The organism is Flavobacterium microcysteis (assembly GCF_006385255.1).
Lineage (GTDB): Bacteria > Bacteroidota > Bacteroidia > Flavobacteriales > Flavobacteriaceae > Flavobacterium > Flavobacterium microcysteis.
Genome location: NZ_VFJE01000055.1, coordinates 309,087 through 324,977 on the forward strand (window position 1 = coordinate 309,087; position 15,891 = coordinate 324,977).

Sequence of the window (15,891 nt, forward strand, 5' to 3'; positions counted from 1 at the left end):
CTTATATTTGGAACAAATCCCTATTACTGTGAAACTAAAATTCGTTCAATTTCTTTTCTTTTGTTTCTTTTCATTGTGTATCCAGGCGCAGGAATTGCTGCCTTTCGTAGAGAATTTTACGAAATCGGATTACAATGGAGATAATCAGGTATGGAATGTAACGCAAGGTGGTGATAATGCCATGTATTTTGCAAACAACCATTATTTCTTGAGATACAATGGGGTGAAATGGGAAAAATATGCCCTTCCAAACAAAACGGTTATCCGTTCCATATTTATTGATGGCGATAAGGTCTATTCCGGTTCCTATAAAGAATTTGGCTATTGGAAAAGAATTAACGGCAAGATGGAGTATTTTTCGCTTACAAAAGGCAAGAATATTTTTCAAGGCGGATCCGATAATGAAGAAATCTGGAAAATTTTTAAATACAAGGACAAGCTGTATTTTCAAACTTTTAATGAGATCTTTATTTATGATGGGAAAAAGATACAAAAAGTAGAATTTCCATCCCAGATTTCCTATTGCTACCTGATAGATAATGAAATTTATGTTGCCACTGTCCGGGAAGGCATCTACATGATGGAAGGCACAAACTTCGTTAAGAGGAATAATTGGGATATTTTAAAAGAAAATGTCATCCATCACATTGAAAAACACCAAGGCAGAGTCTATATTTTTACAAAAAATAACGGCGTCTTTGTTGTCGTAGATGGCAATCTTATACCTTGGAGTCATCCGCTAAATGAAGTTATTAAAAAAGAAGTTCTCGTTACGGCGAAGTTTGTTGATGAAAACACCCTGGTTGTTGGTAGCGGACTACAAGGTATATATATCATTAACCTTAAAAATGGAAGCTATCAGAATTTAAACAGGCAGAACGCCCTTAAAAATAATGCAATCCTATCCATTGGTGTTGACAAGGAAAAAGACTTATGGCTAGGACTGGATAATGGGATATGTCATGTTGAGATAAATTCTCCTGTTCAGGTTTTTTCTGATAGTTCGGGTATTTTAGGCTCGGTCTATTCACTTTCTACAATTGATAATGGCTATCTTTTTGTAACCAATCATGGAATCTTTACCTGTAAAAATAAGATACTCGAAGTGCTACCCAATTCGCAAGGACAGGTTTGGGATATATTTAAACGTGGCAATGAATTTATAATAGGGCATAACGACGGGACATTTTTATATGACGGAAGGACGGCCCGATTGCAAAAAGTCAGTCCGATAAATGGCGGATGGAAATTCTTAAAAGGAGAATTTGAGAATGTGTATTTTCAAGGAAATTATGCCGGTATTGTCGTATATGAAGATATAAATGACCTGTCAAAATATAAATTATTGGGCGGTTTGAAAAAGCCAATCAAGAATCTGGCCCAAAACAAAAAAGGAGAATTATGGGCTGCGGATAATTACAGAAGCCTTTATAGAATTTTATATGATAACAATTTCAATGTCAAAAAAATTGAAAATGTTTCGCTCCAAAACGGCATAAAAAATGATTATGGCGTAAAGCTCTTCAGCTATAAAAATGAAATCCTGTTTTTGATAGATAACAATTGGTATGTCTATAATTCGATTTCGGGAAAATTAGAAAAAGACAAAATTTTTAATGCCTCTTTTAAAAATACCTCAGACATTATACCTATTAATGATGAAAACTTTATCGTATTAAAAAACGGATTGCTCTATGTGGTTTCCCAGGTTAAAGACCAATTTGTTTGGGAGCTTATTCCGGAAAAATACTACGAAGGAAGAATCATCATGGAAAACATAAAAATATACCAGAATGGAGATCATTATTTGATGAATCTGGATGACGGGTTTATTTCTTTTAAAATCAATAACAACAGACGCCACATTCAAGGGGTCTATGCCGAAGCTTTTTATCATGACAAATTGATTGATAAGAACACACGAATAAAATACAACCAGTCGGTTGAAGTAAATGTAATTTCGGAATATTTTGGCTACAATCGTCCTGACTTGTTTTATAAGCTGAATGATTCCAATGGCTATGTGCCTATAAAAAGAGGAAACCTGATTCTTAATAACCTTAGCAGCGGACTTCAGGAACTTGAATTTTATTATAATGACGGGACTAAATACAGTAAAGTGGCTGCTTATACATTTACTGTGAGAAAACCTTGGTATTTTTCATTCTGGATGGTAATGTTCTATATTTTGATTATTTCAGGTAGTTTCTTCCTGTATTACCGTTGGAATAAAATCCGATATCTTGAAAAAATTAAACTGAAAGAAGAAGAACTAAAACATCAAAAAGAAATTCTTGAGTTAGAGCTTAATGCTGAAAACAAGCTAAAATTGCAGGAATACGAAAAACACATTCTTGAAATCGAAGTTCAGAATAAGGCATATGAAGTGGCAGGGAAATCGCTTTCAATAGCCAAACAGAGTGAAATGATTGACAGTATTCAGGAAATTTTAGAAACAGAAAAAGACGTCAACCAAATCAAAAGCAAGATCAAGAAATCAATTAAGATCAACGCTCTCAACAAAAATGAATGGGAAAGTTTTGAACATAACCTGATGCAGAGTCATGAAGAATTCGTGCACAAGCTATCCAATAAATTTCCAATGCTTACTTCAAAGGATATTAAGCTATGCATTTATCTTAAAATGAACTTATCGTCAAAAGAAATTGCCCCATTGATGAATATTTCGTTCCGAGGTGTCGAGCTACATCGTTATCGATTGAGAAAAAAATTAGGACTAACCTCAGATGATAACCTTTCGAAGTTTATGATTAATGTATAAAATGGAATTGTTTTTTAATAATAATTAAATAATTTCATAACATTTTTATTAAATAACAATACATCAACACTACATCATTACCCAATTTAGAAGTCATTCTAAATGTAGTTATTGTTTTTATAAGTTATTGTAAATCAATATTTTATTTTGTTTTTATTTTGAAATGATGTGTTTGTGTAGTGAGTTATTCAAGTTTACTACAACGTTGTAATTCGTACTTTGGTAACACTAACTTTTAACAAAATATAAACAAATGAAAAACTTTATTTTCGGGGTATTTGTACTTCTTTTCTTCCAGGGCCATCTCCATGCTCAGGATATAAAAGGTAAGGTACTGGATGAAAATGGACTCCCACTCCCTGGAGTCAACATTTTGGGTTCCACATCAAGCTCGGTATCCGATTTTGATGGAAATTTTTCAATTAATGCAAAAGTAGACGAGCCGCTTACGTTTACGTTTCTAGGGTATGTCACACTCACAATTAATGCGGCAGAAAACATGAGCGTGTCCATGAAAATGGCAAGCACAGATCTTACAGAAGTGGTAGTAGTAGGATATGGTACTCAAAAAAGAACAGACCTTACCAGTGCTATTTCAACCATCAAATCAGACCAGATAACCAAACAGCCGGCATTTAATGCTTTACAATCCCTACAAGGTAAGGCTGCAGGTGTCAACATCATTGCTAATGATGCACCAGGTGCAACACCTACAATTATTATCAGAGGTTTGGGAACTGCTGAATCAGGGAGAACTCCTATGTATGTAGTAGACGGAGTTGTCACGGGCAGTATTGCTAACCTGAATCCAAATGATATTGAATCTTTTGATATCATGAAAGATGCGGCTTCTGCTGCCATCTACGGTTCGAATGCTGCTAACGGAGTCGTGTTTATTACAACAAAAAAAGGAAAATTAGGAAAAACCACCATCAAGATCAATTCTTTTTATGGTGCAAAATCAATACTAAATCCTGTTAAAATGGCTAATTCCAGCCAATTTGTTACCTATTTTAATGAAAGTCGTGCAGCAATTGGAAACCCAGACAGGCTATCACTTAATCAGCCTTATAACACAGATTGGTATGACGCATTGACGGGAACGAGTTTCTCTCAAGGAAATGATATTTCCATGTCTGGAGGTTCAGAAAATGTGACCTATTATTTCAGCTATAACAACTATGAAGAAGATGGACTTTTGGAAGGCCACAAAGTAGCCAGAAATGTTTTAAGATCTAATAATACATTTAAGGCTTTTGACGGAAAATTAAAAATCACACAAAATGTTAGTGTTGCATTTACCAAATCTACTCCAAAACCGTATAGTTCGTTTACAGAAGCTTACAAACAGGCTCCTATAATTCCGGTATACTATCCTGACGGAAGATATGGAATGTCATTCTGGAATAAAACGACAGGATTGCCTGACTACGTAATTGGCCCTGGCCAGGTGGGAGGCCGATTGAATTCTATTGGTAATCCGGTTGCCAACGTAAATTACCAGAATGAAAAAAACAAAACAATGGAAATTCAAGGGTTACTTCAAGCCGATTACACGTTTACGGATTGGTTGACAGCTACGACCCGTTTTGGAGCTACAAAATCGAACTCTAAGACTAGAATTTTTAATGATATCCGTGCCCGTTATTTAACAGCAGATCCAACCAGAACCTTACTAGGGTTTCAGAATGCTCAAAATGCGGCACCTACTTCTACAGAATTTGCAAATAACTCTCTTTCGTATAAAGATGTTGAAAGTTTCAGATACAACTGGGATACTTATTTAACAGCCAGCAAATCATTTGGCAAGCACAATTTTAATCTTACCGCAGGTGTGACGAAAGAAAGAAGAAATGATGTATATGAGTCTTTTATGGAAGGTTATGGTGTTCCGGAACAAGAAAATTACTGGAACCTGGATATGGCATCATTAAACTATACTAAGGTTGTCAAACAATACTATTACACTCCTGTAAATGTTCTTTCTTATTTTGGAAGACTTCAGTATAATTTTGATGAGAAATACTATATTTCAGGAACAGTAAGACGTGACGGGAATAGTACCTTTAAAAAGAATGCTGATTACTGGGGAACATTCCCTTCAGTTAGTGTAGGTTGGGTTCTAACCAACGAAAGCTTCCTAAGTGATATCAAAAACTTAGACTTTCTTAAGCTAAGAGCCGGTTATGGAGAAGTAGGAAATGCGAATGTGCGTTATAATACAACTACAATCATTACAAATGCTGGAAGTGCCAACACAAATTATGTTTTTGGACCAAATCAGGACTTGGTATTTGGTGGTGCTGTTGGATCACCTGCAGCCGATTTGTCATGGGAGCTTACTAAAGAGATTAATTTAGGAGCAGATTTCGAATTTCTTAACAGAAGGTTGTCAGGTAGTTTTGATTACTACAATAGGCTAAATACAAATGCAATCCTTAATGTTAAGCCAATACCAAATTCACCGGCATCAGAAAATTACTTTGATCATGGTGGAGAAGTAAGAAATAAAGGATATGAGATAGCTTTAAATTGGAGAGATAATATCACTGAAGATTTCTCATATAGTATAGGAGTTAATTATGCCCATAATAAAAATACCTTAGAGAATGTAAAACCTGCATACGACGGATTGACAGGAGGTAGCCTTGGTGATGGACAGCTAACAAAAAGATTACAAGAAGGACAACCTTTATATTCTTGGTGGCTATTAGAAGCTGATGGTGTTTGGCAGACTCAGGCAGAAATTGATGCCAATCCCCACATCGGAACGCCTCAGCCTGGCCAGCTCCGTTATAAAGACCAGAATGGAGATGGTGTGATTGATGACAGAGATAAGAAATACTTTGGTTCTTATATTCCAAAATTCTCTTATGGAATTAATGTAAGTCTTGCCTATAAAAACTTCGATTTATCTGTTGATGGATTTGGAGCTGGAGGAAACAAAGTTTATAACGGACTTAAAGGAACCCGTGTAGACGCAGGTGAAAATATTGCTGCAGAAACATTCAATAACCGTTGGACCGGACCTGGAACTTCAAATACAAATCCGGGAGCAAATAGAGATGCCTTATCTTCAAGCTATTATTTAGAAGATGGAGATTATTTCAGAATCAACAACATTACTTTAGGATATACTTTTAAAGACATGTTCAACCTTTCCAGACTTAGAATTTATGGAACGGCTCAAAATCCTTTCTTGTTCACTAAATATTCAGGATTTACGCCGGAGTTGAATAATAGTGGAATACCAAACGAAACTGCCGGTATCGAATTGGCCGCTTATCCAAATATCAAAACGTTCATTTTTGGTGTAAACATTGAATTTTAAAAAAAAACAATATGAAAATTAATTATAAAAAAATTGTTTGTCTTTCATTCGCTCTTAGCGTATTAGTTGGATGTGACGATTTCCTTGATGTAGATTCAAGAGAAAGAGTTACGGAAGAAGACAGCGGTGAAAACTTAGAGCCTATTGCTTTTGTCAATGGAATCTACGGAATGATGACAGAATGGGATTATGCTTTCTCTTATCTTGGAATTACTGAAATCATTTCTGATAATGCAGATAAGGGCAGTTCGCCTGGTGACCCGGGAGGTGATAAAGGATTACTTGATGGATTGACATTCACATCTACTGCAGGTTCTGTTGAAGCCATGTGGACAAACTGGTATAAGGCAATCGGACGAGCTACTTATTCCATAAGCTATACAGAAAACTTTGGACTTACAGATACGGCTTATAAAAACAGATTAATCGGTGAAGCCAAATTCCTTAGAGCGTATCATTACTTTTTCTTAGTAAGAGCTTTTGGCGATGTGCCTTTACAACATGTTAATTTAACTGTGAGAGTTCCAAAAGAAGAGGTTTATGATTTTATAGAGCAAGATTTGCTGGATGCTATTCAGGTATTGCCTAAAAAGAGCGAGTATGGATCTGCTGATTTAGGAAGGGCTACCAAAGGTGCTGCACAAGCTTTATTGGCTAAGGTATATTTATATCAAAAAGATTGGCAAAATGCTTTTAATTATGCTGAACTCGTACTTACCTCAGGAGAATACAGCCTTGAGCCAAACTATGCTGAAATATGGAGAGTCAATACAGAAAATGGTAGAGAGTCTATTTTTGAAGTTCAGGCTCGTGGAGAATCAATTGCTCACGGAGTACAGCAGTATTCAGAAACACAAGGTGCCAGAGGCCCAAGTGGTTGGGGTTGGGGATTCAATACACCATCTCAGAATCTTTTGGATGCTTACAATGCTGAAGGTGATGTTATCAGAAGAGACGCTACAATTATCTTCAGAGGTGAAACTATGTATGATGGGCGTATCGTGAGCACTGCCGTAGAAAATCCAATGTATAATGAAAAAGCCTATTCTAGTGCTAATGCAGGTGCTGGAGACGGTGATAAAAACATTAGAGTGTTACGACTTGGAGAAATTTATCTGATTCACGCTGAAGCTGCAAATGAATTGGGCAACTCAGACAAAGCACTGGCTTCATTGAAAGAAGTTCGTGACAGAGTAAACCTTGGCGAAATAACTACAACAGACCAGAATTTATTAAGAACTCTGATTTGGAAAGAAAGAAGGCTAGAATTGGCTTTTGAACATGACAGATGGTTTGACCTGGTTAGAACCGGACAAGCAGCACAAGCCATGCAAGCCAATGGAAAACCTTTTGAAGTGGGTAAACATGAACTATTCCCAATCCCGAATGGTCAATTAATACAAACACCAGGTATGGGCCAAAACCCGAACTGGTAATAAACTCTATTGATGAAATACTTATTTTTCATATTTTTAATATTTGCAAGTTGTGGTTCAAACGAATCGTCTCCAAAAGGAGACGATTCGTCCACACCTTCAACTCCAACACCGTTGACTGATGACCAATTAGTGGATGTGGTGGAAAAACAAACATTTAAATATTTCTGGGATTTTGCCGAACCAAATTCAAAGCTGGCAAGAGAAAGATACCATCCAGATGGTAATTATCCAGAAAATGATTCTAACATCGTCACCACCGGAGGTTCCGGTTTTGGATTGATGTCAATAATTGCAGCAACTTCTAGAAATTATGTTTCCAGAAGCGAAGCCGTATCCCGATTAAATACTATTGCAGATTTTCTTGCCAATGCCGACCGTTTTCACGGTGCATGGCCTCATTGGATGGACGGAACTACTGGCCGGGTAAAGCCATTTGGACAAAAAGACAATGGCGGTGACCTGGTAGAAACTGCTTTCCTGTGTCAGGGAATGATTTGCGTACGTGAGTTTTTCAAAGACGGCTCTACAGAAGAAAAAGCTTTGGCTCAAAAATTTGACAATTTATGGAAAGGCGTAGATTGGAATTGGTACAGAAACAACCAGGATGTCTTGTATTGGCACTGGTCGCCTAATTATGCATGGGAAATGGACTTTCCTTTGGAAGGTTATAACGAATGTCTGATTACTTATGTGCTAGCCAGCGCCTCGCCAACACATCCGATTACACCGGCGGCCTATCATAAAGGCTGGGCAAGAAATGGAGGAATCGTTTCGGCAGCAACAAAATACGGAATTCCTTTGCTGTTAAAGCATAACGGTGCTGAACAGGCAGGAGGACCGCTTTTTTGGGCACACTATTCGTATTTGGGATTAGACCCTACACAATTAACAGATCAGTATGCTAATTATTGGGATGTTAATGTCAATCATACAAAAATCAATTACAAGTATTGCGTTGAAAATCCAGGAAATTTTGCAGGATACGGCCCAAATTATTGGGGGCTGACTGCCTCTTATTCCAGAAATGCCGACGGAAGTATTGGTTATAATGCGCACATGCCTAGCAATGACTTAGGAATTATATCGCCTACGGCAGCTATAAGCTCAATCGTATATACTCCAACAGAATCGCTGGCGGCAATGCGTAATTTTTATGAAAACTACAGCGGTCAATTATGGGGGCCAGCTGGATTTTATGATGCACACAGCAAGCAGTATGGATGGACAGCGAAAAGATATCTGGCCATAGACCAGGGGCCTATGGTGGTTATGTTGGAAAATTACCGTTCAGGATTGCTTTGGAATTTATTTATGAATGCTCCGGAAGTGCGTCAAGGTTTAGTCAATCTTGGATTTCATTCCGGTAAACATGGATTTTAAAAAATGAAAATAAAGCTGGCTTTATTGGGCTTATTGGTATCCGGTATCTCTTTTGCACAAAAAGATATTACCGGAACCATTACTGCCGAAATCATTACAAAAAGTGAATTGAATTATGCCTTGCACGTTCCAAGAAACCCAAAAGCAAAGAAACCGCTGATCGTTTTTCTTCACGGTTCTGGAGAACGAGGCTCAGATATTGAAAAGGTAAAGGTACACGGCCCTTTCAAATATTTAAAAAACAATGAATTAGATAGTTACGTTCTGGCACCACAATGTCCTGAAAATGAATATTGGAATGCAGAAGTCTTATATAAATTGATACAAAAAATTCAAAAAGAAAATAATATTGATTCGGATAGAATCTACCTCACTGGCCTGAGTATGGGTGCCTGGGGAGCATGGAATCTGGCCTTTGCACATCCTGAACTATTTGCCGCTTTGGTGCCTATTGCGGGATTTGTAGACCGAGTGCCTATGATGGAAAATTGTAAGATTAAAGATATTCCCACACGAATTTTCCACGGATTGGTAGACGATGTTGTAGATGTCAACTATTCTATAGCTATCTACAAGAAATTAAAAACATGCAGTAAAGACATTCAACTGACCATTTTCGATGATGCCAATCATGATAGTTGGAGCAGAGTATATGACAACAAAGAAATTTATGATTGGATGATGAAACAGCACAAACAATAAACAAATTTCCCTAAATAAATATCATAATGAAATTTAAAACAGCATTACTATTATTATTAGCAGTTTCGCTTACTGCTAATGCACAGAAAGATAAAAAGAAGAACCAGATCAAGCCCAAGAAAGAATTTATTTCAGAACTGATGGCTAAGATGACAATTGATGAAAAAATTGGACAGCTGGTACAGTTTACGGCAGACGGAACCATAACCGGACCAGTTGCCGGAGATAATTTTATCGAACAAATTAAAAAAGGAAATGTCGGTTCCATATTGAATGCGACTACCGTTAAATATACAGCAGAACTCCAAAAGATGAATCTTGACAATTCAAGGCTCAAAATACCATTGCTTTTCGGTTATGATGTTATTCACGGTTATAAAACTATTTTCCCGATTACCTTGGGAGAATCGGCTACTTGGGACTTAAACGCTGTTGAACTTGCTGCGAAGATTTCTGCTGCCGAAGCTGCTGCCGGTGGCGTTCACTGGACGTTCTCTCCAATGGTAGATATTTCCCGTGATCCACGTTGGGGAAGAGTTTCCGAAGGCGCCGGAGAAGATACGTATCTCGGATCTAAATTAGCAATTGCCAGAGTACATGGCTATCAAGGAAATGATCTTTCAGCTATCAACACCATTTTAGCCTGTACAAAACACTTTGCGGCTTATGGAGCTGCTGAGGCTGGTCGTGACTACAATACGGTGGATATGTCAGAAAGAATGCTAAGAGAAGTTTATCTGCCACCATTCAAAGCTACTGTTGATGCAGGAGTTAGGACTTTTATGACTTCTTTCAATGAAATTTCAGGAGTTCCGGCTACCGGAAATAAATTCCTGGTTAACGGAATATTAAAAGACGAATGGAAATTTGACGGCTTTGTCGTAACCGATTATACCGGAATGAACGAAATGATACCTCATGGTTATGCTAAAGACGAAAAACATGCAGGTGAATTGGCCCTAAATGCCGGTGTTGACATGGACATGGTTGGCGGAATCTATATGAAGAACCTTAAAAAATCATTATCAGAAGGAAAAGTTACCGAAGCCCAAATTAATGACGCTTGCCGAAGAATACTAGAAGCAAAATACGATTTAGGTTTATTTGAAGATCCTTACCGATACAATGATGCCAAAAGAGAAAAAGAAGTAACCTATAAAAAAGAATATTTAGAAGCTGCTTTAGATGTGGCAAACAAATCACTGGTATTGCTTAAAAACGGTAATAATACGTTACCATTGAAAAAAGAACAAAAAGTAGCATTTGTTGGACCGCTAATTAGCGACGAATTCAACATTATTGGTTCTTGGGCAGCATCGGGTGACAGACATGGATTTGCTGTTAGTGTAGAGGAAGGAATAAACAAGATTATTACAGACAAAAGCAAAATCAGTTTTGCAAAAGGCGTTGAAATTCTGGATAAGAAAAGAGACATGATGCAGGCTGCAATTGACAATGCTAAAAAAGCAGATGTTATCGTTGCAGTGATGGGTGAATTTGAAAATATGACAGGTGAGGCCGCCTCACGTACTAATATTGACCTGCCTGGAATACAAAAAGAATTTCTGGCAGAATTAAAAAAACTAGGCAAGCCAATTGTTTTGGTGTTGCTAAACGGACGACCTCTGACATTAGAATGGGAAAACCAAAACATGGACGCCATTCTTGAAGCTTGGTGGCCTGGAACAAGAGGTGGCGATGCTATTGCACAAACGCTTTACGGAATCAACAACCCAAGTGGAAAATTGCCAATGACTTTCCCTAGAAACGTAGGACAGATTCCATTGTATTACAATCATAAAAGTACCGGACGTCCATATTTAGGAAAAGCAGACAATGAGCAGAAATACAAATCACGCTATATTGATGTTGATAATTCGCCTTTGTATGAATTCGGATATGGACTAAGCTATACCAACTTCACTTATTCTAACTTCAAAATTTCTTCACCTAAAATCAACTTCAACCAAAAATTAAAAGCTACGGTTGAGGTAAGCAATACGGGAAATTTTGATGGAGAAGAAGTAGTTCAACTATATATTCGTGATAAAGTAGGATCTGTAACCAGACCTGTAAAAGAATTAAAAGGCTTCCAGAAAATCTTCTTGAAAAAAGGAGAAAAGAAAACTATTGAATTCGAAATCTCTTCCGAAGACTTGAAATTTTACGGAATAGACATGCAGTTTGCTGCTGAACCTGGAGATTTTGAAATCTTTGTCGGCGGCACATCGGCGACAGACATGAAATTAGAGTTTGAGTTAGTTAAATAATTTTTTTTGTGAGTTTTAAAGGCCCTTTAGGTTTCTCTAAAGGGCTTTTTTCTAAAGTTGATTAGCTACCTTTAGCGAAATTTATACATTATGAAAAACATCTTTACCCTATGCCTTCTCATGTTGGCAGGATTTTTAAACGCACAGACAGTCCAATCTCCATCCAAAGAAATTACTGTTACTTTTAAATTAACAGCCAATGGGCAACCGTCTTACTCAGTAAACTACCAAAACAAACCAGTCATAAAAGAAAGCTTGTTGGGAATTGCTTTGAAAGATACAGAAGCATTAGATACAGGATTTGAAATAACAAATACCCAAAACAAAAGCGTTGCCGAAAGCTGGAAACCGGTACTTGGTGAGCAGTCCGTGATTCAGAATAAATACAATGAAACAATTTTTTCATTGGTTCAGAAAACTACAGGAAGAAAACTGAATATTGTTTTCAAAGTATATAACGAAGGTGTTGCCTTTAGATATGAATTTCCAAAACAAGACAAGCTGAATTATTTTATCATTTCTGATGAAAAAACAGAATTTAACCTGACAGGAAATCACAAGACTTTTTGGATTCCAGGTGATTATGATAGTCAGGAATATGTCTATAACGAGACAAAATTATCAGAAATTGATAACGACAAATTAAACCTGAACAACGGTATTGCCGTAAAATCTATTGGAGGACGTTATGTGGTGCAATCACCTTTGATGATGAAATCCGCCGACGGTCTTTATCTTAATATTTTTGAAGCAGCCGTAGTGAATTATCCGGTAATGCATTTGGATGTTACTACCACTAACTATAAAATAAAATCACATCTGGTACCGAATGCTATAGGTGATAAAGCTTATTTGCAGACTCCGGCAGTTTCTCCATGGCGTACAATTATGGTAAGCAATGATGCAAGAGCTATTGTCAGCTCAAAAATGATTCTAAATCTGAATGAACCGTCTAAAATAGACGATACCTCATGGATTAAACCTATGAAATATGTAGGTGTTTGGTGGGAAATGCATGTGGGTGTTTCAACATGGGATTTAAGCGGAACACAAGATGCATCTCAAAAAAGCGTAGGTAAAAAACCGCATGGCGCTACTACTGAAAATACAAAACGCTATATTGATTTTGCTGCTAAGCACGGTTTTGATGGTGTATTAGTTGAGGGATGGAATGTAGGTTGGGAAGATTGGTTTGGGAATTGGAAAGAAGAAGTTTTTGATTTCACGACACCTTACCCGGATTTTAATATACAAGAAATCAGCGACTATGCCAAGTCAAAAAATGTAAAGATGATCATGCATCATGAAACTTCGGGTTCTGTTGCTAATTATGAAAGACGTTTAGACAGAGCCTTAAACGTAATGAAAAAATACGGCTATCCGGCAGTTAAAACAGGTTATGTTGGAAGAATCATTCCAAGAGGCGAATTCCATGACGGACAGTCTATGGTGAATCATTTCAATTATGTTCCGCAAAGAGCTGCAGAATATAAAATTATGGTCAATTCTCACGAATCATCCCGTCCTACAGGCGTAAGCAGAACATGGCCTAATTATATTGCTGCTGAAGCCGCAAGAGGAAACGAGTTCAACGGTTGGAGTAACGGAAATCCGCCAACGCACGAAACCATTCTTCCGTTTACACGACTTTTAGGAGGACCAATGGATTATACGCCAGGTGTTTTCGAAATCAAGATGAGCCATTACGATCCTAGCAAGACAGAACAGGTGCATACGACACTTGCCAAGCAATTGGCCTTGTATGTTACGATGTATTCGCCATTACAGATGGCTTGTGACTTGCCTGAGAATTATGAAAAATATGCGGATGCTTTCCAATTTATCAAAGATGTGGCAGCAGACTGGGACGAAAGCAAATATTTGGAAGCAGAACCGGGCGATTATTTGACGGTTGCCAGAAAAGCCAAAGGAAGTGAAAACTGGTTTGTTGGTGCTATTACAGACGAGAATCCTAGAAATACTACAATTTTACTCGATTTCTTAACACCTGGAAAAAAATATAAGGCTATTATTTATCAAGACGGAAAGACAGCACATTGGGAGAAAAATCCAATCAATTACGAAATCAAAACCATCGATGTGGCTTCAAAAAGCAAATTAAAGCTCACTATGGCAGCTGGTGGCGGAACAGCAATCAGCATCTTTCCGGTAAAGTAAACTATAAAATGAATTTTTTTAAAAGACAAAATTTAAAGAAAGCAACCAAAGTAGTAGGTCTTGCAGGAATCTTGCTCGTTTCAGGACAAGGTTTCTCGCAACAAAAAACCTATTGCAATCCTATCAACATAGATTATGGATATTGCCCGATTCCAAATTTTGTAACACAAGGAAAACATCGAGCAACTGCCGATCCGGTAATCACCAATTTTAAAGGTGAATATTATCTGTTTTCAACCAACCAATGGGGCTATTGGCATAGTTCTGATATGCTCGATTGGAAATTCATTTCCAGAAAATTCCTCCGTCCGGAACATAAGGTCTACGACGAACTCTGTGCGCCATCGTTGTCATTTGTAAATGATACGCTATTGGTTATCGGTTCGACACATACTAAAGAATTTCCGCTATGGATGAGCAAAAATCCAAAAACAGATGATTGGAAAGAACTCGTACATAAATCGGAAGCAGGAGCATGGGATCCTCAAATTTTTTGGGATAAGGAAAAAGACGAAGTGTATATGTATTACGGATCGAGTAATTTGTATCCGCTCTATGGCGTGAAACTAAACCGAAAAACCTTCCAACCCGAAGGCGAAAGAATTCCGGTTTTGGCACTTAATGACGATGAGCATGGTTGGGAACGGTTTGGCGAACACAACGACAATACTTTCCTGCAGCCTTTTACTGAAGGTGCTTTTATGACCAAGTACAAAGACAAATATTATTTGCAATACGGAGCACCGGGCACCGAATTTAGCGGCTATGCAGATGGTGTGTATGTAGGTTCAAATCCTTTAGGGCCATTTGATTACCAATCCCATAATCCGTTTTCCTATAAACCGGGTGGATTTGCAAGAGGAGCCGGACACGGAGCTACGTATCAGGATACCAATAATGATTATTGGCACGTATCCACAATTGTAATTTCGACCAAGAATAATTTTGAAAGAAGAATAGGAATCTGGCCTGCCGGTTTTGATGAAGATGGAGTACTATACTCCAATACAGCTTATGGCGATTATCCAACTTTTCTTCCTTCACAGAAAAAGAACCATCTGGATGCAAACTTCTCAGGATGGATGCTTTTAAATTATAACAAGCCAGTTCAGGTTTCTTCTACTTTGGGAGGCTTCCAGCCTAATTTTAGTAATGATGAAGACATAAAAACCTATTGGTCGGCTAAAACTGCGGCGAAAGGCGAATACCTGATTTCTGATTTGGGAGAAAAATCCACAATCAATGCCATACAAATTAACTATGCGGATCAGGATGTGGAGCTGATGGGCAAGCCGGAAACAACAACAGGACATAAGTATATTATTTATTCCTCAAACGATGGCAAAAATTGGAAAATAGCTGTCGATAAAAGCAAAAATACAAAAGACGTGCCCCATGATTATATCGAATTAGAAAAACCGTTAACTGCCCGGTATCTGAAATTAGAAAACATCCAGATGCCAACGGGAAAGTTTGCCATAAGCGGCTTTAGGGTTTTTGGAAAAGGAACAGGGCAAAAGCCAAACATGGTGCAGAATTTTGCACCGTTACGAGCCGAAGCCAGGAAAAAAGGAGAGAGAAGAAGCGTCTGGTTCAAATGGCAACAAGAACCTAATGCAGACGGATATGTCATATACTTCGGAAAATCTCCAGAAAAACTATACGGTTCGATAATGGTATATGGCAAAAATGAATACTATTTCAGCGGACTGGATCGCTCAGATGCTTACTATTTTCAGATCGAGGCTTTCAACAATAACGGGATAGGTCCCCGATCTGAAATAAAAAAGTCAGAATAAGAAAAACTTT

At 37.6% G+C, this 15,891-nt stretch carries 8 protein-coding genes; all 8 read left to right on the forward strand.

Translation table 11 applies throughout. The features are described from left to right. The first annotated feature begins 28 nt into the window (after window positions 1-28). The 8 genes from FJA49_RS12725 (at window position 29) to FJA49_RS12760 (ending at window position 15,881) form a co-directional block, all read left to right on the forward strand. On the forward strand, window positions 29-2,782 hold the full coding sequence (locus tag FJA49_RS12725) for a helix-turn-helix and ligand-binding sensor domain-containing protein (protein ID WP_233590151.1): 2,754 nt from the start codon (window positions 29-31) through the stop codon (window positions 2,780-2,782). 253 nt (window positions 2,783-3,035) lie between these two features. After that, window positions 3,036-6,113 (forward strand): SusC/RagA family TonB-linked outer membrane protein, encoded by a 3,078-nt coding sequence (locus FJA49_RS12730; protein WP_140001300.1) that lies wholly within the window; start codon window positions 3,036-3,038, stop codon window positions 6,111-6,113. Between the two features lie 11 nt (window positions 6,114-6,124). Further along, complete coding sequence (locus tag FJA49_RS12735; RefSeq protein WP_140001301.1) at window positions 6,125-7,549, forward strand: RagB/SusD family nutrient uptake outer membrane protein; 1,425 nt, start codon at window positions 6,125-6,127, stop codon at window positions 7,547-7,549. Between the two features lie 12 nt (window positions 7,550-7,561). Next, window positions 7,562-8,932, forward strand: a complete 1,371-nt coding sequence (locus tag FJA49_RS12740; RefSeq protein WP_140001302.1) for a glucoamylase family protein — start codon at window positions 7,562-7,564, stop codon at window positions 8,930-8,932. A gap of 3 nt (window positions 8,933-8,935) precedes the next feature. Beyond that, on the forward strand, window positions 8,936-9,634 hold the full coding sequence (locus FJA49_RS12745) for a carboxylesterase family protein (RefSeq protein WP_140001303.1): 699 nt from the start codon (window positions 8,936-8,938) through the stop codon (window positions 9,632-9,634). 26 nt (window positions 9,635-9,660) lie between these two features. After that, complete coding sequence (locus FJA49_RS12750; RefSeq protein ID WP_140001304.1) at window positions 9,661-11,904, forward strand: glycoside hydrolase family 3 N-terminal domain-containing protein; 2,244 nt, start codon at window positions 9,661-9,663, stop codon at window positions 11,902-11,904. Between the two features lie 90 nt (window positions 11,905-11,994). After that, window positions 11,995-14,082: a glycoside hydrolase family 97 protein gene (locus FJA49_RS12755; protein ID WP_140001305.1), complete on the forward strand. Its 2,088-nt coding sequence runs from the start codon at window positions 11,995-11,997 to the stop codon at window positions 14,080-14,082. Window positions 14,083-14,090: 8 nt separating this feature from the next. Next, window positions 14,091-15,881, forward strand: coding sequence for a discoidin domain-containing protein (locus tag FJA49_RS12760; protein ID WP_140001306.1), 1,791 nt, complete (start codon window positions 14,091-14,093; stop codon window positions 15,879-15,881). Window positions 15,882-15,891 lie beyond the last annotated feature (10 nt).

Excerpts from the sequence above, each read along its gene's own strand:
- FJA49_RS12730 (WP_140001300.1), top strand. The coding sequence starts at position 3,036 with ATGAAAAACTTTATTTTCGGGGTATTTGTACTTCTTTTCTTCCAGGGC.
- FJA49_RS12735 (WP_140001301.1), top strand. The coding sequence starts at position 6,125 with ATGAAAATTAATTATAAAAAAATTGTTTGTCTTTCATTCGCTCTTAGC.
- FJA49_RS12740 (WP_140001302.1), top strand. The coding sequence starts at position 7,562 with ATGAAATACTTATTTTTCATATTTTTAATATTTGCAAGTTGTGGTTCA.
- FJA49_RS12745 (WP_140001303.1), top strand. The coding sequence starts at position 8,936 with ATGAAAATAAAGCTGGCTTTATTGGGCTTATTGGTATCCGGTATCTCT.
- FJA49_RS12750 (WP_140001304.1), top strand. The coding sequence starts at position 9,661 with ATGAAATTTAAAACAGCATTACTATTATTATTAGCAGTTTCGCTTACT.
- FJA49_RS12755 (WP_140001305.1), top strand. The coding sequence starts at position 11,995 with ATGAAAAACATCTTTACCCTATGCCTTCTCATGTTGGCAGGATTTTTA.
- FJA49_RS12760 (WP_140001306.1), top strand. The coding sequence starts at position 14,091 with ATGAATTTTTTTAAAAGACAAAATTTAAAGAAAGCAACCAAAGTAGTA.